Annotated in this window: 15 protein-coding genes; 9 read left to right on the top strand and 6 right to left on the bottom strand. The window is 68.3% G+C overall.

The features are described from left to right. Positions 1-5: 5 nt before the first annotated feature. The 9 genes from H5U26_RS11195 (at position 6) to H5U26_RS11155 (ending at position 9,425) form a co-directional block, all read left to right on the top strand. Positions 6-1,151 (top strand): alkane 1-monooxygenase, encoded by a 1,146-nt coding sequence (locus tag H5U26_RS11195; RefSeq protein ID WP_290619668.1) that lies wholly within the window; start codon positions 6-8, stop codon positions 1,149-1,151. Positions 1,152-1,224: 73 nt separating this feature from the next. Beyond that, entirely contained in the window at positions 1,225-2,964 is a 1,740-nt protein-coding gene (gene sulP, locus H5U26_RS11190; RefSeq protein ID WP_290619666.1) for a sulfate permease, read from the top strand. A 12-nt stretch (positions 2,965-2,976) separates the two neighbouring features. Then, positions 2,977-3,957 (top strand): 2-hydroxyacid dehydrogenase, encoded by a 981-nt coding sequence (locus H5U26_RS11185; protein WP_290619664.1) that lies wholly within the window; start codon positions 2,977-2,979, stop codon positions 3,955-3,957. 69 nt (positions 3,958-4,026) lie between these two features. Continuing rightward, positions 4,027-5,946: an ATP-binding cassette domain-containing protein gene (locus H5U26_RS11180; protein WP_290619662.1), complete on the top strand. Its 1,920-nt coding sequence runs from the start codon at positions 4,027-4,029 to the stop codon at positions 5,944-5,946. Positions 5,947-6,158: 212 nt separating this feature from the next. Further along, positions 6,159-6,458 (top strand): type II toxin-antitoxin system RelE/ParE family toxin, encoded by a 300-nt coding sequence (locus H5U26_RS11175; protein ID WP_290619660.1) that lies wholly within the window; start codon positions 6,159-6,161, stop codon positions 6,456-6,458. 2 nt (positions 6,459-6,460) lie between these two features. Beyond that, positions 6,461-6,778, top strand: a complete 318-nt coding sequence (locus H5U26_RS11170) for an addiction module antidote protein (protein WP_290619658.1) — start codon at positions 6,461-6,463, stop codon at positions 6,776-6,778. A 141-nt stretch (positions 6,779-6,919) separates the two neighbouring features. Next, positions 6,920-7,915: a nitronate monooxygenase gene (locus H5U26_RS11165; protein WP_290619656.1), complete on the top strand. Its 996-nt coding sequence runs from the start codon at positions 6,920-6,922 to the stop codon at positions 7,913-7,915. A 28-nt stretch (positions 7,916-7,943) separates the two neighbouring features. Then, positions 7,944-8,246: a 4Fe-4S dicluster domain-containing protein gene (locus tag H5U26_RS11160; RefSeq protein WP_290619654.1), complete on the top strand. Its 303-nt coding sequence runs from the start codon at positions 7,944-7,946 to the stop codon at positions 8,244-8,246. Between the two features lie 18 nt (positions 8,247-8,264). Next, complete coding sequence (locus tag H5U26_RS11155; RefSeq protein WP_290619652.1) at positions 8,265-9,425, top strand: CoA transferase; 1,161 nt, start codon at positions 8,265-8,267, stop codon at positions 9,423-9,425. Between the two features lie 106 nt (positions 9,426-9,531). Here the strand turns inward: H5U26_RS11155 and H5U26_RS11150 are convergent, their stop codons facing one another. The 6 genes from H5U26_RS11150 to ligA form a co-directional block, all read right to left on the bottom strand. Then, complete coding sequence (locus H5U26_RS11150; RefSeq protein ID WP_290619650.1) at positions 9,532-12,984, bottom strand: PAS domain-containing protein; 3,453 nt, start codon at positions 12,982-12,984, stop codon at positions 9,532-9,534. A gap of 47 nt (positions 12,985-13,031) precedes the next feature. Next, complete coding sequence (locus tag H5U26_RS11145) at positions 13,032-14,177, bottom strand: HD domain-containing phosphohydrolase (RefSeq protein WP_290619648.1); 1,146 nt, start codon at positions 14,175-14,177, stop codon at positions 13,032-13,034. 197 nt (positions 14,178-14,374) lie between these two features. Further along, a complete protein-coding gene (locus H5U26_RS11140) occupies positions 14,375-15,010 on the bottom strand; it encodes a phosphoribosyltransferase family protein (RefSeq protein ID WP_290619646.1) in 636 nt (211 codons plus the stop codon). A 54-nt stretch (positions 15,011-15,064) separates the two neighbouring features. Beyond that, on the bottom strand, positions 15,065-15,715 hold the full coding sequence (locus H5U26_RS11135; protein WP_290619644.1) for an NAD(P)H-dependent oxidoreductase: 651 nt from the start codon (positions 15,713-15,715) through the stop codon (positions 15,065-15,067). Positions 15,716-15,717: 2 nt separating this feature from the next. Beyond that, positions 15,718-17,115: a DegQ family serine endoprotease gene (locus tag H5U26_RS11130; RefSeq protein ID WP_290619642.1), complete on the bottom strand. Its 1,398-nt coding sequence runs from the start codon at positions 17,113-17,115 to the stop codon at positions 15,718-15,720. A 258-nt stretch (positions 17,116-17,373) separates the two neighbouring features. Then, positions 17,374-19,482, bottom strand: a complete 2,109-nt coding sequence (gene ligA, locus H5U26_RS11125; RefSeq protein ID WP_290619640.1) for an NAD-dependent DNA ligase LigA — start codon at positions 19,480-19,482, stop codon at positions 17,374-17,376. Positions 19,483-19,491: the final 9 nt, after the last annotated feature.

Raw genomic sequence — 19,491 nt, 5'->3', positions numbered from 1 at the left:
TAACCATGGAAGGTGTCCTGAAACCCGGCGCGATGCCGCTGAGTGTGGTCGCGCGCGTCACCACCTGGCCGCTGATCGGTCTGCTGGCGCTGCCGGTGATCGGCTGGGCGCTGGGTGGTGGCGTCTGGCACTGGTTGACGGTGATGGTGTTCGTGGCGGTGTCGCTGATCGATCCGTTCGTCGGGCCGGACAACGTCAATCACCGGGCAGAAGACGAAGCCGCGCTCGAAAAAAGCCTCTACTATCGCGCCATGCTGTGGTTGCTGGTGCCGCTGCAATGGGCGGTGGCGGTGTTCTGTTACTGGCTGTTCACGCGGGGTGACCTGACCGGCCTCGAGCAGGCCGGCGTGCTGCTGTCGTCGGCCATTGCGGTCGGCTTTGGCGCCACCGCGGCGCATGAGCTGGCCCACCACGGCCAGCGCTTCGACCGCCTGATGGGCATCCTGCTGTTCACGCCCATCAACATGTGCGATTTCGCCATCTACCACAACTACGGCCACCACAATCGGGTGGCCACGCCCGAAGACCCTGGCTCGGCCAAGTACGGCGACAGGATTGGCGCGTTTGTCGTGCGCAGCGTGATCTACAAAACCCTGATGGGCTGGGAGATCGAAGCCACGCGCCTGCGCCGCCTGGGCAAATCGCCCTGGTCGCTGCACAACGGCATGCTGTGGATGACGGTTCTGCCGCTGGCCTGGCTGGCCACCATGATCGGACTGTTCGGCTGGCTGGCGGTGCCGCTGTTCCTGGCGCATTTCCTGTTTGCGCGCGGCCTGCTGGCGGTGGCCGATTACCTGGAGCACTACGGCCTGGCGCGGCGGCGCCTGCCGGACGGCAGCTGGGAAACCATCCGTGCCGCGCACGCCTGGGACGACAGCTTCCTGGTCAGCAGCCTGTTCTTCTGCCAGATCGACCGTCATTCCGATCACCATGCCAACGTCGGGCGGCCCTACCAGATCCTGCGCGTGATGCACGAGGCGCCGCGCCTGCCGTACGGCTATCTCACCATGATCTGGGTGGCCATGATTCCGCCCCTGTGGCGCAAGCTGATGCACCCGCGCGTGGAAGCCTTCTGGGATACCGGCGCCGCGCTGCCGCACGGCCGGCCGGAAAATCTGCCGGCGCGCTACCGGCAGGAAGCCGTCTACTGACACCCCGCGCTCGTCTGGAAGGCGGGACCTCCGCCTGCCAGACAACGCTGGGCATCGTGCCGATAATGGCGCCATGCCCAGCGTGACTACTGCCCTGCCCCTGCTGCGCTGGCTGCGCACCTACCGCCGCACGGACGCCGGCGCCGACCTGCTTGCCGGCATCATCACCGCCGTACTGCTGGTGCCACAGGCCATGGCCTATGCCGTCGTCGCCGGCCTGCCGCCGCAGGTCGGTCTTTATGCCAGCGTGCTGCCCTCGCTCGCCTACGCGCTGTTTGGCACCAGTCCCTATCTCGGCGTGGGACCGGTGGCGGTCAACGCGCTGATGGTGGCCAGCGCGCTCGCCGTCGTTGGCCACGGCGACCCGGCCGAGCAAATCGTGAACGCGCAGGTGCTGGCCGCCATCAGCGCGCTCACGCTGCTCGGCCTGGGCGCGCTGCGCGCCGGGGCGTTCATGAGCTTCCTGAGTCGACCGGTGCTGGACGGCTTCACCAGCGGCGCCGCGCTGCTGATCGTGCTCACCCAGTTGCCGGCGCTGCTTGGCCTGTCTGCCGGTAACGGACCGCTGCTGCACGAGGTGCTGCCGGCCGTCTGGCGCGCCCTGCCGATGGTCGATTGGCCGACGCTGACATTGGCCATGGCCAGCCTCGGGCTGCTGATACTCGGTGGCCGGCCGCTGCGGGGCTTGCTCGGGCGCTTGCCGCTGTCGTCGCTGCAGGCTGATCTGCTGACCCGGCTGACGCCGCTGGTCGTGCTGGCGGTCGCCTCGATCGTGGCCACTTCGGGCGATCTTGCGATGCGCGGCGTGGCCGTGGTCGGCGTGATTCCGGTTGGCCTGCCGGCGCCGTCGTTTGCTTTCCTGCGCGCCTCGACCTGGCTGGAACTGCTGGCGCCCGGCATGTTGATCGCGCTCATCAGCTACGTGAGCAGCGTGTCCATCGCGCAGGGCCTGGCCAGCCGGCGGCGCGAGCGCGTCGACACTGACCAGGAGCTGTACGCGCTGGGCGCCGCGAATGCCGCGTCGGCAATCGGCGGCGCGCTGCCGGTGGCGGCCAGCTTCAGTCGCTCGGCGCTGAATTTCTCGGCCGGTGCCCGCACCCCGCTCGCGGGCGTGGTCAGCGCCCTGCTCGTGGGCTGCATCGCGCTATGGCTGAGCGGGCTGTTTCATCACCTGCCCAGGGCGGCGCTGGCTGCCCTGATCGTGATGGCTGTCGCGCCGCTGATCGACCTGCACGGCTTTCGCTGTACCTGGGCCTACAGCCGCAGCGACGGCCTGAGCTTTGGCGTCACTTTCGTGGCGGTGCTGTTTCTGGGCGTGGAACGCGGCCTGCTGCTGGGCGCGCTGCTCGGTGTGGCCATGTACGTATGGCGCACCGGACGGCCGCACATCGCGGTGGTCGGGCGTGTGCCCGGCAGCGAGCACTTTCGCAACGTCAACCGCTACCACGTCGAAACCTGGCCTAACCTGCTGCTGTTGCGCGTAGATGAGAGCCTGTATTTCGCCAACGCCAGCCGGGTCGAGGAAGTTATCCTCAACCAGATCGCCGCCAGCCCACTCGTCACCGAGCTGGTCCTGATCGGCAGCGGCATCAACCACGTGGACAGCACCGGCCGGGCCATGCTCGAAACGCTGCTGCCGGCACTGCGCGAAGCGGGCGTGTGCACGCATCTGGCCGAGTTCAAGGGGCCGGTGCTGGACCGCCTCAAGAGCAGCGGCCTGCTCGATACACTCGCCCCGGGGCGGGTATTCCTGAGTGCCGAGCAGGCCGTAACCGCCTTGGCCGAACCCTACGACGAGCCCGTATCCATCTGAGGAGTAGCCACCATGACCCAACCGACCCTGATGGTGACCATCGGTGACGAGTTGCGACCGCTGGTCGAAGCCCGCCTCGGCAGCCTGGCGCAGATCCGCTTCCTGGGCGATGTGCCGGCGGCGCAGCGCCAGTCGGCATTGGCCGCGGCCGATGTCCTGTTCTGCCTGCGACCGCAATTGGAAATCGGCGACGACTGGCCGAACGATCCGGCCTGGCGCTTTGTGCAATTCATGAGCGCTGGCGTGGATCACATTGATTTGTCGAAGTTTCCAAAGTCCGCGCAGCTCGCCAGCAACGCCGGTGGCTTCTCCGAACCGATGGCCGAACACATCCTGGCCATGGCGCTCGCGCTGTCCAAGAAGCTGCTCTACAACCACCGTCGCATGCAGCAGGGCGTGTTCGACCAACTGAGCGAAACCGGCACCCTGCGGGGCAAAACCGCGGCCATCCTCGGCTTTGGCGGCATCGGCCAGGCCACGGCCGACCTGCTGCGGCTGCTGGACATGCGCATCCACGCCGTCAACCGCAGCGGACGCAGCGACCACCCGGCCGATTTCGTCGGCACGCTCGACCAGCTCGAAACCGTGCTGCGCGCGGCCGATCTGGTGGTGATCTGCCTGCCGCTGACGCCCGGCACGGTCGGCCTGATCGGCGCGCGGGAGCTGGGGTGGCTCAAGCCGGACGCCATGCTTATCAACGTCGCCCGCGGCGAGATCATCGATCAGCGCGCCCTGTACGAATTCCTGGTCGCCAACCCGCAGGCCAGTGCCGGCATCGACGCCTGGTGGGTGGAGCCGTTCCGCCATGGCGAGTTCCGCATGGACTACCCGTTTCTGGACCTGCCCAACGTGATCGGCTCGCCGCACAACTCGCCGCGCGCCCCGGGTGGCGGCAAGGTGTCGGCCGAGCGCGCCTGCGACAACATCGCCCGCTACCTGCGCGGCGAACAGCCGCACGGCCTGCTGGACCCGGTGGCCGCAAACATGGCCTGAGCACAGCGCGGCCGCCGATGGCAGACCGCCCACGACGGCTGTTGGCGGCAATCGGCGATAATCGCGCCCATGATCCGCCTGCAAAAACTCTCCCTCACACGCGGCACCAAGCCTCTGCTGGACGGCGCCGACCTCACACTCAACCCCGGCGAGAAAGTCGGCCTGATCGGCGCCAACGGCTCGGGCAAATCCAGCCTGTTCGCGCTGCTGCGCGGGGAACTCACGGCCGACGGCGGCGCGGTCGATTTCCCCGCCACCTGGCGCATCTCGCACGTGGCCCAGGAAACCCCGGCCCTGGACCGGCCGGCACTGGAGTACGTCATCGACGGCGACGGCGTGCTGCGCGATCTGGAGGCCCAACTGGCCGCCGCCGAAGCCGCCCACGACGGCGAGCGCATCGGCTACCTGCACGCCGCGCTGGCCGATGCCGACGCCTACACCGTGCGCTCGCGGGCGGAAATCCTGCTGGCGGGTCTGGGTTTCGCGCAGTCGCAGATGATGGACCCGGTCGCCAGCTTCTCCGGCGGCTGGCGCATGCGCCTCAACCTGGCGCAGGCCCTGATGAGCCCGTCCGACCTGCTGCTGCTGGACGAGCCGACCAACCATCTGGACCTCGACGCCATCCTGTGGCTGGAAGACTGGCTCAAGCGCTATCCCGGCACGCTGATCGTGATCTCGCACGACCGCGATTTTCTGGACGGCGTGACCAACGTCATCGCGCACCTGTTCGAAACCAAGCTCAAACGCTACGGCGGCAACTACTCGGCCTTCGAGAAGCAGCGCGCCATCAACCTCTCCGTCGGGCAGGCGGCGTTCGAAAAGCAGTCGCGCGAGCGGGCGCACCTGAAGTCCTTCATCGACCGCTTCAAGGCCAAGGCCAGCAAGGCCCGCCAGGCGCAGTCGCGCATGAAGATGCTGGCCAAGATGGAGGAACTGGCGCCGATCCACGCCACCGCCGCCTTCAGCTTCGAGTTTCGCGAACCGGAACGCGCCCCCAATCCGCTGCTGGTACTGGAAGACGCCGTCGCCGGCTATCCGTCCGAGCAGCCGGGCGGCCAGGCGAAGGTCATCCTGTCGCGGCTGAACCTGATCCTGCAGGCCGAGCAGCGCATTGGCCTTTTGGGCGTCAACGGCGCCGGCAAGTCCACGCTGATCAAGACCCTGGTCGGCGAACTGCCGCCGCTGGCCGGCAGCGTCAACCTGAACAAGGGCCTGTCGATCGGCTACTTCGCCCAGCATCAGATCGAAATGCTGCGCCTGGACCAGACGCCGCTGTGGCATTTGGCCAGGCTGGCGCCCAACGTGCGCGAACAGCAACTGCGCAGTTTCCTGGGCGGCTTCAACTTCATCGGCGAGATGGCCACGACCAAGGTCGACACCTTCTCCGGCGGCGAGAAGGCGCGCCTGGTGCTGGCGCTGATCGTCTGGCAACGCCCCAACCTGCTGGTGCTGGACGAACCGACGAATCACCTGGACCTTGAAACCCGCGAGGCGCTCACCGTCGCCCTGGCGCAGTTCGAAGGCACACTGGTGCTGGTGTCGCACGACCGGCACCTGCTGCGCGCCACGACCGAAGAATTCATGATCGTCGCCGACGGCAGCCTCAAACCCTTCGACGGCGATCTGGACGACTACCGCGACTGGCTGTTCAAGACCAAACTTGGCAAGCGCACGGACACCGCCGCGGCGCCCGCGCCCGCCGATCGCAAGGAACACAAGCGCCACAGCGCCGCCGCCCGCCAACACCTGTCCGACCAGCGAAAGCCCATCGAAGCGCGCATCCGGCGCCTGGAAACCCAGATTCAGCGCCACACCGCCCGCGCCGCCGAGCTGCAAACCCTGCTCAGCGACCCGGCGCTCTACGCCGACGATCAGAAGGACACCCTCAAGGCACGCCTGTTCGAACAGGCGACGCAGGTCAAGGAGCTCAAACAGCTCGAAGCCGAGTGGCTGGAGCAGCAGACGGAGCTGGAAAGCCTGGGCGGCTGAGCCGCTCACAGCCTCCTGTCCCGGTAGGAAAGCCCGGCGACGCCGGGCGATGGATTTCCTGACTGCCCGACGAAGGCGCCGCATCGTAAACCAACCATGTGGCTGGCCATCGATACCGGAGCAGGACGCCACGACCCACGTCGTGCCGCACGGTCCCTCGAAACGGTGCGCACCGCGTTGACCTCTTGTAGCCTCGCGGCTACATTGGCGCCATGATCGAAATTCGAAAAACCGATCTTTTTGCGCAGTGGCTGGACGCGCTGCGCGACCTGCGCGCCAGAGCACGAATCCAGGCAAGGATCGAAAGGCTCTCTGCTGGAAATCCCGGCGATGTCGAGCCGGTTGGCGAAGGTGTCTCAGAGTTGCGAATCAACTACGGCCCCGGTTACCGGGTGTATTTCAAGCAGCGAGGCCCGGAGCTGGTCATTTTGCTGGCCGGTGGGGACAAGAGTACCCAGGCCAGAGACATCAAGACCGCCTTACGCCTGGCCCATAACCTTTCGGAGCACTGACAATGAGCACAACCGTAACTACTCACTACGACGTCGCCGAGCACCTCAGAACTCCCGAGGAAATGGCCGCTTACCTGGAAGCCTGCCTCGAAGAAGCCGACGGGGATGCCGCTTTCATTGCCAAAGCCCTCGGCGATATCGCGCGTGCCAAGGGGATGGCGCAGGTGGCCCGGGATGCCGGCTTATCCCGCGAAAGTCTTTACAAGGCGCTTTCCGGCGAGCGGAGCCCGAGCTTCGACACCATTCTGAAAGTCATCGGCGCACTCGGGCTAAAACTGCACGCTGAGGTCGACGGCGTCCCCTCGCGCGAAAAGGCTTAGAAAATCGGGCCGTGGCCCTTCGTCGGGTGACGCCGCGTAGAAACAACAGCTCCCTAGGCACTGCCGCCACGCGACCCCAAGGTGCGCGGCAACCCGAACGGCCGTTATGCTTTGGCGGAATTTCACCAAACCGCCCGAACCATGAACCAAACCAACCCGCTGTCGACGGCGCTCACCGAGCGCCTGGACATCGCCTACCCGATCTGTCAGGCCGGCATGGGTTTCATTGCCCGTGGCGAGCTGGCCGCTGCGGTGTCGGCCGCGGGAGGATTGGGTGTGCTCGGTGCGGAGGGGCTTTCTGCGCACGAGTTGGAAGCCGAGATCGCCAAGGTGCGCGCGCTCACGGACCGCCCGTTCGGCGTCGACATCCTGTTCGGGCAGGTCAAGAGCGAGCGCAGCGACGCGGTAGTCGAGTATTCGGCCGAGGTGCAGCGCCAGATCGACGTGGTGCTGGAAGCGCGCGTGCCGGTGCTGATCTCGGGCCTGGGTTCGCCGGCCGGCGTGCTGGACGCCGCCCACGCGCGGGGCATGACGGTCATGTCCGTGATCGGCAACGTGCGCCAGGCCACGCGCCTGGCCGCCGCGGGCGTGGACATGCTGATCGCGCAGGGCCACGAGGCCGGCGGCCACACCGGGCGCATCGGCACCTTCACTCTGCTGCCGCAGGTGGTGGACGCGGTCGACGTGCCGGTACTGGCGGCCGGTGGCATCGGCGACGGGCGCGGTTTGGTGGCGGCGCTGGCGCTGGGCGCTTGCGGAGTGTGGCTGGGCACGCGCTTCGTCGCCGCCGCCGAGGCCCACGCGCACGAGGCCTACAAACAGAAAATCGTCGCCATCGACGAGGAAGGCACGGTCGTCACCCGCGCCCACAGCGGCAAGCCTTGCCGGCTGGTCAAAAACGCATTCACCGAGCACTGGGACGCCCGCCCGCTGGACATCCTGCCCTTCCCGGCCCAGCACATCGCGGTCGGGCGCGACGCTGCGCGGCGCGCCCGTTACGAGGGCGCCGTGGACGACGGCGGCCTGCCGGCCGGCCAGGTGTCCGGCATGATCCGCGAGGTGCTGCCAGCCGGCCAGATCGTGCGCAACATCGTGAACGAGGCGCAGGCGACACTGGCGCGCCTGGGCCGGGCCTGAATTTCGACAACCCCACGGGAGACCGAACATGACCCTAAGCAGCGCGCTCGACCAGTGCGAGGAAATCGCCGGCAAGTGGAAGGTACTGATCGACCGCAACCGTTGCGAGGGCAAGGAAAAATGCGCGCAGGTGTGCCCGGAGGGTGTGTTCGGCATCCGCCGCCTCACGGACGATGAATTCAACACCCACGTGAAAGGCTTTCTGCCGCGCCTGAAGGTCCGCGCCCACGGCCGCCGCCAGGCTTTCGCCGATAACGAGCAAGACTGCCGCAACTGCCTGCGCTGCGTGGCGGCCTGCCCGGAAGACGCCATTCAGGTCGTGCCGCGCTAAGCCAGCGGCGGCCTGCTCATGCCGCTGACCGGCATCCGCGTCCTGGAACTGGGCAGCATGGTGGCGGCCCCGCTGGGCGCCACACTGCTGGGCGACATGGGCGCCGACGTCATCAAGATCGAGCCACCCGGCGGCGAGGAAGGCCGCCGGGTCGGCCCACGCCGCGGCGACGACACCGGGCTCTACGTCGGCGTGAACCGCAACAAGCGCGGCATGGTGCTGGACCTGACCGAGCCACCCGGCCGGGAGGTGCTGCGCCGGCTGGTGCAGCAGACCGACATCGTGATCCACAACCAGCGCAGCCCGGCCCGCGAGCGGCTGGGCCTGGATTACGCCGCGCTGGCCGCCATCCGGCCGGACATCATCCTGATCACCGTCAGCACCTACGGCGAGAGCGGCCCCTACGCCGGGCGGCCAGGCATTGACCCATCCGCCCAGGCACTGGGCGGCCTGATGGCCGGCACCGGCGAGCCGGGCGGTCCGGCGCTCAAGGCCGGCGCCGCGGTCGCCGACGTGACCGCTGCCACGCTGGTCTCGTACGCGGCCATGCTGGCCCTGTGGGCGCGCGCCCGCGACGGCCAGGGTCAGGCGGCCGAGGTGGCGCTGATCGACGGCGTGGTGCACCTGCAGGGCGTGCAACTGGGCGAGTACCTGCTGACCGGCAGTCCACCGCCGCGGGTCGGCAACCGCAGCCCGTTCTATGCGCCCTACAACAGCTACCGCTGCGCGGACGGCGGCGAGGTCCACCTGGCGGCCTTCAACGACAAGTTCTACCGCAACCTGTGCCGGGCCCTTGACGCGCCGCAGTTGCTCGAGGACCCGCGCTTCGCCAGCCCCGCCTTGCGCCTGGAACACCGTGACGCCCTGGACGCCGAAATCGCCGCCTGCTGCGCGCGCTATCCACGCGCCGAACTGATGGCCCGCCTGGAGCACGCGGATGTGGTGGCCGCACCGGTCAATGATTACCCGGCCGCCACCGCCGACCCGCAACTGCGCCACAACGGCATGTTCGTGCCGGTCGAGCACACCGCTCACGGCCGCCTCGAAGTGCCCGGCATTCCGCTGCACCTGGCGGGCACACCGGGCGCCGTGCGCCGGCCGCCGCCGATGCTGGGCGAACACACCTCGGAAATCCTGGGAGAACTCGCCTGTCGGGTTGATGTGCCGGATGCGCCGTAGGTGGGCGCCCTGCCGGCCGACCGCGTAGTCGGCACATCAATCGGGTAAGGCCATCCGCGCTCGAGTGAGCGGCTTCAGTCGCAATGGCCCGGCAGCACAGTCCGCCTTATCCCTGCGCCGCAGACGGCTCGGGCACTGACGCCGCTTCGCCGAGGCGCGCCGACAGGGCGGCCAGCAGGGCCTCGACCTGAACCGCCAGCTCGATGGCCGCATCCAGAGCCTGTGGTGCCTTGGCGCGCGCATCGGCCTCGACCTGTCGGGCGAGGTTCTGCACACCATGTGCCAGCAGGTTTCCGGACATGCCTTTCAGCGCGTGGGCGCGAAAGGCCAGGTCCGCAAAGTCCCCAGCCTGCGCCGCGCCGCGCAAGCGGTCCGGCGTGTCGCGATGGCTGGCCAGCGCGCTAGCCGCCAGCTTGGCCACGAAATCCTGCCGGCCGCTGTAGCGCATCAGCAGCCCCGGCCAGTCGATCACGGCGCCGCTCGCGATCAGCTGATACGGCGCGACGTCGGCCGCCGGCATGCCGGCGTGGCGGCGGATGGCCGCCACCAGCACGTCGGCGTCGATCGGCTTGGTGACATGCTCCACCATGCCGGCCGCCAGACAGCGGTCGCGCTCCTCGCCCAGGGCGTGTGCCGTGAGCCCGATGACCGGCAAGGCGGGCGCGATCTGACGAATGCGCTGGGTGGCCTGATAGCCGTCCATGACCGGCATCTGCACGTCCATCAGGACGGCGTCGAAGGCGCCCACGCCGGATTCCTGCAAGCGCTCGATCGCCTGCTGCCCGTTTTCGGCGAACAGTACCTGTGCCCCCTCGCTGTTGAGGACGTACTCCAACACCAGCCGGTTGACATCCACATCTTCGGCGGCCAGCAGACGCAGCCCTTCGAGCCGTCGATCCGAGGCCGCGCCGGAAGGCGGCGCCTTGGGAAGGGGCGCTTCGGTCGCCGGCAAGGGCAGGCGCAGGGTGAAGGTGCTGCCGGCACCCGAGGCGCTGGTCACCACGATTTCGCCGCCCATCTGGTTGGCCAGCTTCTGGCTGATCGCCAGCCCCAGGCCACTGCCACCATAGCGACGGGTGGTCGAGTTGTCGGCCTGCTCGAAGGAACGAAACAGGCGCCCGATCTGCTCGTCGGTCATGCCAATGCCGGTGTCGCTGACGGCAAAGAAGGTGTCATCGCCGCGCCGCGTGACGTGCAGCCGGACCTCACCGCGATCCGTGAACTTGACCGCATTGGCCAGCAGGTTGACCAGTATCTGGCGCAGCCGCTGCTCGTCGCCAGCCATCCACTGCGGCAGACCCGGTGCCGCCTCGACGGCGAACCTCAGTCCCTTGGACTCGGCCCGCTCGCTGACCAGGCTGTGCACGTTGTCGAGCACGGCGGTCAGCGCCAGCGGTTGTGAGTCCACCAGGACCCCCCCGGCTTCGAGCCTGGAGAAATCGAGCACGTCGTTGATGACGCCCAGCAGGTGTTCACCGGCTTCGCGGATGCGGGCAAAGGTTGCGTAGGCCGCCCGCCCGGCGCTGTCACGCGCGCCGACCTGCGCCAGACCCAGCACGGCGTTGAGCGGCGTGCGGATCTCGTGGCTCATGTTGGCCAGGAACTCGCTTTTCACCCGCGCCAGGCGCTCCGCCTCGGCGCGGGCGGCCTCCAGTTCCGCCGTGCGGCTTTGCACCAATGCTTCCAGGTGATGGCGATGCTGGTCCAGCTCCTGCTCGAGGGTCTTGCGCTCGGTAATGTCCTGCACGGTACCGACCAGCGCCAGCGGCCGACCCAGGGCATCACGCTGCAGGTACGCCCGCCCGTTCAGTACCCGCATCTGGCCATCCGGCAGCGCGACTCGAAACTCTTGGTCCGCAGTGGATCGCCCGGCGATGCATGCGTCTGCCCAGACACTCACCCGGTCCCGGTCGTGCGGGTGCACCCGGTCCAGAAAGGCCTGCCGGTCACGAACCGGATCATCCGGGGCGATGGCGCACAGCCGGTAGGTCTCCTCACTGCAGCTCACCGCCCCACTGGCCAGGTGCCAGGACCAGCTGCCGATATGGGCGATCCGCTGCGCTTCCGACAGGGCGCTTTGCTTCTCCAGCAGGGACTGCTCGGCCCGTTTGCGTTCGGTGACGTCGGTATAGGTGCCCACCACCCGCAGCGGCTCGCCGTCCGGGCTGCGCTCGAAAACCGAGCCCTGATCCAGTATCCAGCGCCACGAACCGTCCCGGGCGCGCACCCGATGTTCGTTGCTATAGACGGCCGTTTCGCCCCGAAAATGACGCTCACGGTCGGACTGGCAGCGCGCCAGATCGTCCGGGTGAATGCGATCGGACCATTCCTGCAGGGTGTTGCCGACCTCGCGCTCGGAGTAGCCCAGCATCTGCTTCCAGTGGCGCGAGAAAAAAACCTTGTTGGTCTGTGCATTCCAGTCCCACACGCCCAGCCCGGCGCCTTCCAGCGCCAGAACCCAGCGCCGTTCGCTCTCGATCAGCGCCTTCTGGGAGGTGACCAGGCCGTCCAGCATGTGGTTGAAGCCCCATGCCAGGCGGCCGATCTCATCATCGCGGCGTGGCGTCGCGCGCAAGCCGCGCTCGCCGGCGGCGATCTGTTGCACCACGCCGCCCAGTTCCCGCAACGGCACGAGCACATGACGACTCAGCCCCAGCCAGGCGGCCCCGACCAGCAGCAGCACCAACGCCAAAGTGGCCACATTGGCAGCCAACAGTTTGTGCAGCGGCGCATACGCCGCGCCGACCGGGATGGCCACCTGCAGCCAAGCTGCCGGCTCGCCGTCCCATGCCAGCGGCACCACTGCCTGAATATAGTGACCGCCACCGGGCCCCGGCGCCTCGAACACACTGTCGCTGCGCACGGCCTGGACCCTGGCCAGCGCGTCGCCCGCCAGCGGCCGACCGATCCAGTTGCCCGGATCCGGACGGCTCAGCATCACCTTTCCCGTGCGCTCGATCAGACTGACGACCGAGCCGGCTGGCAAGCGCTCCTCGACCGGGCCTTTGGCGAGCCAGTCCAGATCAAGCGCAACGTGAATCAGCAGTGCCACATTGCCGCCCCGGTCCAGCGCCGGCGCCAGCAGCGACAGGTTGGGTCGGCCGCCAGGCTGACCGAAGGCGTAGCCACCAACGTGAAAGGCCGCCGTCTTGAGGGTCTGCGAGAAACCCGGCAGCCGCGTCGCGTCGAATGACTCGGGCAGCGGTACCGCGCTGCAGCGCAGCGCCCCGCTGGGCCGGATCACGGTGAAATTCTGGTAGGGCGATGCCGCCTCGCCGCGAATCTGCGCCAGCAGCGCGCTGCACGCCGCCGGATCGCCGTCGCGCAACACCGGCACGCGCAGCAACCCTTCCAGCAGGCGGCGCGCTGCCTCGATCTGGCGTCCCTGCTGGTTTACCAGTTCACGAGCAAGGTTCTGGGCGTTGCTGCGTACCGACTGCCTGGCCGCGACGTACTGCATCCAGGCCACCGACACCATCAGTGCCAGTACCGGCAGCAACACCAGCACCGCCCCCAGCAACAGGCGGGATCGCAGACTCGCAAGGCGGATCGCGCTCATGGCATCACACCAGCCTGCTGCGAGTGCGTCGCCGCTGCCTGAACGGCCTACTGCGGATCATTGCCATCGCGATACCGCCGGGCGATGTCGCGGCAGGTTTCGGCCAGACCCTGCAGGGCATCCACCACATCGGGATCGAAGTGCCGACCGCGCTCGGCCTGAATCATCTCCATCGCACGCTCGTGGGAATAGGCCTCCTTGTAGGTACGGCGCGACATGAGGGCATCGTAGACATCGGCCGCCGCCATCAGGCGTGCGGAGATGGGAATGTCATCGCCGGCCAGGCCCTGCGGATAACCGGAACCGTCCCACTTCTCGTGATGGCAGTGCGCGATTTCGCGCGCGAAGCGCAAGAATGAGCCACCCTGATCGCCCAACTCGAGTTCGGCCTGGGCAATCGCATCCCGGCCATGGGTGGGGTGCCGCTTCATGATTTCCCATTCGGCCGGCGTCAGCTTGCCCTGCTTGAGCAGGATTGCGTCCGGAATGGCCACCTTGCCGACGTCGTGCAGGGGCGCCGACCTGAACATCATGTCGATGGTCTCGTCGTTCAGTTCATGGCGAAAGCGCGGGTGGTCCCGCAAGCGCTCGGCCAGGACCCGCACGTAATGCTGGGTTCGGCGAATGTGGCCACCGGTCTCGTTGTCGCGCACTTCGGTCAGCGAGCACAGGGCGGTGATGGTCGCCCCCTGCGAGGCGATGACTTCCTGCTTGCTGCGTATCAGCTGCTCGGACTGACGCAGGATCTCGCGCGTGCGCTCGGCCACCAGCCGCTCCAGGTCCTCGTTGCGATCCCGCAGCTGGCGGCTGGCGCGGGCCAGCTTCAGGTGGTTGTTGACCCGCGCCAGCACGACCGGCGGCGAGTAGGGCTTGTGGATGAAATCGTCCGCCCCCAGCGACAGGCCGTATTCCTCGTCGGCCGCGCTGTCCAGGCTGGTGAGCAGCAGCACCGGCATGTCGCGCAAGCCGGGCGATGCCTTGACCCGCCGGCACACCTCAAAGCCGTCCATGCCCGGCATGACGACGTCCAGCAGCATCAGGTCCGGCCGATCGCCATCCGCAAGACGTGTCAGCGCCTCCTCCCCGTCACAGGCGGCATGCACCGTGTAGTGCCGGCCAAGCAGGTCCTCCAGGATCAGGAGGTTGTCCGGCTGGTCGTCGACGATCAATATCCGGGCCGCGGCTTCATTCATCGGGTCGATGCTCATTTCCCGTAATCGCCCGGTGCGGCTGGCAGCCGTTGCTGCGCGCAACGACCACCCGCATCAGTGCAGGGCACGATGACTACATCGGCGGGCGCGGAAAAAAATGAAGCGCTGCGTAAAAAAACATTCGGCCGGAACGGCCAGAGGCCGGCGCTACGACGCCCGGCGGGCGTTCTTCAGACCGGCTAGGCGGCGGAATGGCGATCGCGCCAGGCGCTCAGCAAGGCCGTGACCTCGGCATCGCTGACCGGCCCGAAATCGCGATAGAACTGGCCAACGGCGCCGAAATCGACCGGCGTCAGCAGGCACACGACCTGGTCGGCATGGGCGCGCAATCGGCTCAGTGCATCCGGCGGCGCCACGCCGACGGCCACCACCAGCCGCGCCGGGCGCCGGGCGCGCAGCGCATCCAGGGCGGCGATCAGCGTGGCGCCGGTGGCGACGCCGTCATCCACCACCACCACCAGCCGGCCGGCCGGATCGACCTGCTGCGCGCCGTACTGCGCGCGCCGGCGCCTGATGACGGCCTGCTGACGGGCCGTTTCCTCGGCCAGGTACTGCGCATCCAGGTCAGCGGCAACATCCGGGTTGACATAGACATGCCCAGCCTCGTCGACCGCACCGATGGCGTACTCGGGATTGCCGGGTGCCCCCAGCTTGCGCACCAGGATCAGGTCCAGGTCGCCTTCGAGAGCCGTGGCCAGAATCACGCCCATGGGCACCGCCCCGCGCGGCACCGCCAGAATCAGCGGGCGCTGGCCACGCAGATGAGCCAGGCGCGCCGCCAGCTCAGTGGCGGCTTGGTCGCGATCCTTGAACATGCACACCTCCGGGACGTGCGCCGCGTGCGCGGCGCCTGCGGGATGTCGAGGGCTTCAGGCATTGCCTGATCCAGTCCCGCCCGACCGGACGACAGCTTGCGGTGGGCTCTGCAGCCGATCGATGACCTCGGTCAGGATCTTCTCGCCGGCTTCCGGACCGCGGGCATCCAGTCCCTCGGCAACGACTTCGCTGTAGCGGCAGTCGATGAACTCGCACAACCAGCGCAGGTAACTGGTCTGGAAATTTACCTGCGGCAGATCGGCGTAAGCGCTGCCGCGGGTGGTGACCAGCGTCAGCGGCTTGCCACCGCACAGGCCATGCGGCCCCTGCGCGGTATAACGAAAAAGCAAACCCGGCTGCACCACCACGTCCAGGTAGTGCTTGACCGGATACGGCAGGCTGAAATTCCACATCGGCGCGGCGATGACCACCTCGTCGGCCGCCAGGAACTCCCTTGCCCACGGCACGATGGCCTCCCAGGCCCGCTGCTGCGTCGGCGTCAGCTGCGACCCGGCCGCCACGCTGCCCTTGGCCAGGGCCACCGGCCCGTCGACCAGCGGCAGTTCGGTATCGACCAGATCGACCTCGTCCACGGCCAGTGCCGGATCCGCCGTACGCCGTTTGGCGAGCCAGGCATCCAGCAGCCGGCGCGTGCGCGACAGCGGTCCCTTGGGTGTGCAGGAAACGACCAGTAAGCGCGCCATGGCTATTCCTTGGGCACGGTCAGCGCCAGGAACAACGGATTGCCGCGTCGCTGTATCAGCAGCGGCACCGCCCGTCCGGCCGGCAACTTGCCAACCAGGGTCTTGAAGTGCGCCACGTCCTTCACCTCGCTGTCGCCCACGCGCAGGATCACGTCGCCGCGAGTCAGTCCCGCCCGCGCCGCCGGCCCGTCGCCCACCGCCATGACCAGCACGCCACCTTTGGGTACATCGAGCTGCTCACGTTGCGCCGCGTCGAGGTCGGCGACCGCCAGCTTCAGCCGGCCACCCTGGGCCTGATCGGCCGGCTTGGACGCCGGGCCGCCAGCCTCGTCGCTATCCGAAAGCGCGCCGACCGTCGCCGATACCGTGCGTTCCTTGCCGTCCCGAAGCACGGTCAGGGACACCTTGTCACCGACTTCGGTATTGCCCACCAGGGGCGGCAGGTCGCCGGCATCGGCCAGCGCCCGCCCGTTGAAGGCCAGAATCACGTCGCCGGCCTTGATGCCGGCCGTGGCGGCCGGGCTGCCCGCCGTTACATCCGCCACCAGTGCCCCGCGCGCCTTGTCGAGACCGAAGGATTGCGCCAAGGCTGGCGTCACCGGCTGCACGGTCACGCCAAGATAGCCGTGCGAGGCGTGGCCGGTTTTCTGTATCTGCCCGGCGGCGCGCATCGCCACCTTGATCGGAATGGCGAACGACAGCCCCATATAGCCGCCAGAGCGGCTGTAGATCTGCGAGTTGATGCCGATGACTTCGCCATCGGTATTGAACAGCGGCCCGCCGGAGTTGCCCGGGTTGACTGCCGCATCGGTCTGGATGAACGGCACGTAGGCGTCGCTGGGCAGGGTGCGGCCGACCGCGCTGACGATACCCGCCGTGGCCGTGTACTCCAGCCCGAACGGCGAGCCGATCGCCAGCACCCACTCGCCCACCTCCAGCCGGTCCGAGTCGCCGATCTTCACCACCGGCAGGTCCTTGGCCTTGATGCGCAGCACCGCCACGTCGGTGCGCTCGTCCAGGCCGACCAGTTCGGCCGGCTCCTCGCGGTGATCGGACAGCTTGACCAGAATCTCGTCGGCGTCCTTGACCACGTGCGCGTTGGTCAGGATGGTCCCGTCAGAGGAAATGATGAAGCCCGAGCCCAGCGATCGGGCCTGCCGCTGTCCGCCCGGCGGCTGGCCGAAAAAGCGCCGGAAAAACTCGCTGCGCGGATCGTTCGGATCCATCGGCATGCCCGGAAACAGCTCCTGCGTGCGGGCCTTCTGCGTGGTCGAAATATTGACCACGGACGGGCCGACGTCCTTCACCAATTGAGTGAATTCCGGCAGCGCCGCATGGACGCTGGACCACCACGGAGTCCACAGCAGCAGCACGGCGAAAACAGCGCGTAACGCGGTCATACAGACTCCAGTAGAGGCCAGGGTTTCAGCATTGGATTGCGGCCAGCCGACACGCGGGCCGTGGCGGCTGCCGCATGAGACTCGCAGCGCATGCAATAAGTTCCGGGGCTGTTCGGCCCGAGGGTGGGCCTCCCACGCAAAAGACCCGTGGGAGCGGCACCCCGCCGCGAATGCCCAGGCCGGTTGCGGGCACGGCCCCGCTGCTGCCGAACAGACGACTTCGTCGGCTCAAGGCGCGTACCCCGTAGCGCGGCCGCATCATTGTCCAAGCAGCGCCATCAGGCCGGCCTCGTCCAGGATCGCGACCCCCAGCTGCACCGCCTTGTCGGCCTTGCTGCCCGGATTCTCGCCCACGGCGACGAAGTCGGTGTTCCTCGACACGCTGCCGGTGACCTTCGCGCCCAGGCGCACAAGCGCTTTGGTAAGCGCCTCGCGCGGCTGCGAGAAGGTGCCGGTGATGACGATAGTCTTGCCGGCCAGGGGCTGCGCGGCGGGATCGGCCGCGCGCGGCGCGGCGCCGTCGTCCTGAAACGTGATGCCGGCTGCCAGCAGGCGGCGGATGACATCCAGGTTGCGGGCATCGGCGATGAACTCGGCCAGGCTGTCGGTGATCTCGGTGCCGATGCCGCGCAGGGGCAATTCCTGCACCGGCAGCGGCGCACGATCGGGGTGGTCGGCATTGTGCTTGCGGGCCTTCTGATTGGCCTTGGCGATCGCCTGCTTACGCTCGTGCAGCGCCGCCCAGTCCTGCGTCAGCACGGCATCCAGGGTGCGGAACTCGGCAGCCAGCTGCCGCGCCACCTCCTCGCCGACCAGCGGGATGCCGAGCGCGAAGATGAAGCGCGACAGCGTGGTGCGCTTGCTGGCCTCGATCGCCGCCACCAGCTTGGCGGCCGACAGCTCGGCCATGCGCTCGAGGCCCGCCAGGGTCGGCGCGTCCAGGTGATAAAGATCGGCCACGTCGTGCACCAGGCCACGGTCGACGAGTTGCTCGATCAGCTTGTCGCCCAGGCCGTCGATGTCCATCGCCCGCCGTCCGGCGAAATGGGCAATGCCGGCCTTCAGCTGCGCCGGGCAGTGCAGCCTGCCGCTGCAGCGCGAAACCGCCTCGCCGGCCAGGCGCACGATGTCGGAGCCGCACACCGGGCAATGCGTGGGCATGACGAACGGCTGGGCATCCGCCGGCCGGCGTTCCGGCAACACCCGCACCACTTCCGGGATCACGTCCCCGGCCCGGCGCACGACCACGCTGTCGCCGATGCGCAGGTCCTTGCGCCGCAGCTCGTCCTCGTTGTGCAGCGTCGCGTTGGTCACCGTGACGCCACCGACGAACACCGGCTGCAGGCGCGCCACCGGCGTCACGGCGCCGGTGCGGCCGATCTGCACCTCGATGTTGTCGAGCACGGTCACCGCCTCCTCGGCCGGGAACTTGTGCGCCAGCGCCCAGCGCGGCGCGCGCGAGACAAATCCCAGCCGCTCCTGCAAATCGATACGGTCCACCTTGTACACCACGCCGTCGATGTCGAACGGCAGCTGCGGCCGCAGACGGCCAAGCTGTGCGTAATAGGCCAGGCACGCCTCGATGCCGGTAACCCGCTGACGCTGCGGGCACACCGGCAGCCCGAACTCGTGCAGCAGATCCAGCCGCTCGCCGTGACGCGCCGGCAGCCAGCCCTCGAAGCGCCCGTGGCCATAGCAGTAGAAACGCAGCGGCCGCCGGGCGGTGATCCGCGGGTCCAGCTGGCGCAGGCTGCCGGCGGCGGCATTGCGCGGGTTGGCGAAGGGCTTCTCGCCGCGCGCCGTCTGTTCGGCGTTCAAGCGCGCGAAGCCCTCGCGCGGCATGAACACCTCGCCGCGGGCTTCCAGCAGCGGCGGCGGATTGCCGCGCAGGCGCAGCGGGATGGCGGCGATGGTGCGCACGTTGGCGGTCACGTCCTCGCCGGTGGTGCCATCGCCGCGGGTGGCCGCCTGCACCAGCAGGCCGTCGCGGTACAGCACGCTGATGGCCAGGCCGTCGAACTTGGGCTCGGCGTGGTAGTCCACCACCGCCTCGCCGGTCAGCTCGCGCACCCGGCGGTCGAAATCGCGCACCTCGCTCTCGTCGAAGGCGTTGGCCAGCGACAGCATGGGCACGGCATGCGTCACCGGCGCGAAGGCCGGCGAGGGTGCGCCGCCGACGCGCTGGCTCGGCGAGTCGGGCGTCACCAGCTGCGGGTACTGGGCCTCCAGCGCCAGCAGCTCGCGCATCAGCCGGTCGTACTCGGCGTCCGGAATGCTGGGCGCGTCCAGCACGTAGTAGCGGTAGTCGTGCTCGGCGATTTCGCGCCGCAGCGCCTCGATGCGCGCGCGCGCCTGGGCTTGGTCCATGCGGTCTCC

The organism is Immundisolibacter sp. (genome assembly GCF_014359565.1).
Taxonomy (GTDB): domain Bacteria; phylum Pseudomonadota; class Gammaproteobacteria; order Immundisolibacterales; family Immundisolibacteraceae; genus Immundisolibacter.
This window is presented reverse-complemented; position numbering and strand designations above follow the sequence as displayed.

Excerpts from the sequence above, each read along its gene's own strand:
- H5U26_RS11195 (WP_290619668.1), top strand. The coding sequence starts at position 6 with ATGGAAGGTGTCCTGAAACCCGGCGCGATGCCGCTGAGTGTGGTCGCG.
- sulP (WP_290619666.1), top strand. The coding sequence starts at position 1,225 with ATGCCCAGCGTGACTACTGCCCTGCCCCTGCTGCGCTGGCTGCGCACC.
- H5U26_RS11185 (WP_290619664.1), top strand. The coding sequence starts at position 2,977 with ATGACCCAACCGACCCTGATGGTGACCATCGGTGACGAGTTGCGACCG.
- H5U26_RS11180 (WP_290619662.1), top strand. The coding sequence starts at position 4,027 with ATGATCCGCCTGCAAAAACTCTCCCTCACACGCGGCACCAAGCCTCTG.
- H5U26_RS11175 (WP_290619660.1), top strand. The coding sequence starts at position 6,159 with ATGATCGAAATTCGAAAAACCGATCTTTTTGCGCAGTGGCTGGACGCG.
- H5U26_RS11170 (WP_290619658.1), top strand. The coding sequence starts at position 6,461 with ATGAGCACAACCGTAACTACTCACTACGACGTCGCCGAGCACCTCAGA.
- H5U26_RS11165 (WP_290619656.1), top strand. The coding sequence starts at position 6,920 with ATGAACCAAACCAACCCGCTGTCGACGGCGCTCACCGAGCGCCTGGAC.
- H5U26_RS11160 (WP_290619654.1), top strand. The coding sequence starts at position 7,944 with ATGACCCTAAGCAGCGCGCTCGACCAGTGCGAGGAAATCGCCGGCAAG.
- H5U26_RS11155 (WP_290619652.1), top strand. The coding sequence starts at position 8,265 with ATGCCGCTGACCGGCATCCGCGTCCTGGAACTGGGCAGCATGGTGGCG.
- H5U26_RS11150 (WP_290619650.1), bottom strand. The coding sequence starts at position 12,984 with ATGAGCGCGATCCGCCTTGCGAGTCTGCGATCCCGCCTGTTGCTGGGG.
- H5U26_RS11145 (WP_290619648.1), bottom strand. The coding sequence starts at position 14,177 with ATGAATGAAGCCGCGGCCCGGATATTGATCGTCGACGACCAGCCGGAC.
- H5U26_RS11140 (WP_290619646.1), bottom strand. The coding sequence starts at position 15,010 with ATGTTCAAGGATCGCGACCAAGCCGCCACTGAGCTGGCGGCGCGCCTG.
- H5U26_RS11135 (WP_290619644.1), bottom strand. The coding sequence starts at position 15,715 with ATGGCGCGCTTACTGGTCGTTTCCTGCACACCCAAGGGACCGCTGTCG.
- H5U26_RS11130 (WP_290619642.1), bottom strand. The coding sequence starts at position 17,115 with ATGACCGCGTTACGCGCTGTTTTCGCCGTGCTGCTGCTGTGGACTCCG.
- ligA (WP_290619640.1), bottom strand. The coding sequence starts at position 19,482 with ATGGACCAAGCCCAGGCGCGCGCGCGCATCGAGGCGCTGCGGCGCGAA.